Source organism: Wohlfahrtiimonas populi (assembly GCF_002006795.1).
GTDB lineage: Bacteria > Pseudomonadota > Gammaproteobacteria > Cardiobacteriales > Wohlfahrtiimonadaceae > Wohlfahrtiimonas > Wohlfahrtiimonas populi.
Window position 1 is genome coordinate 1 of the sequence record NZ_MVDN01000074.1, and the last position, 212, is coordinate 212.

Below are 212 nucleotides of genomic sequence, written 5' to 3' on the forward strand. Positions count from 1 at the left end.
TTTGGAGATATGAAAAATCTCAGTAAATAATTACACAAAAGTCTTTGCAGATTCAATATATCGAGCAGGTCTACGTTCTTCAGCTAATTCAACTTCATCAAATGAAACTATTTTTCTGTAAACAAAACGCTCAGTTTCTTCAAATCCATATTTTTCATAAAACATTTTATCGCTAGTTGTTAACAAAATAGTGTCGTCCGTAGAGCTTTCTA

At 30.7% G+C, this 212-nt stretch carries 1 pseudogene; it reads right to left on the reverse strand.

Annotated features, from left to right (window positions below):
• Positions 1–30: 30 nt before the first annotated feature.
• A pseudogene (locus tag BZK16_RS14440) lies at positions 31–212 on the reverse strand (hypothetical protein); the annotation flags it as partial.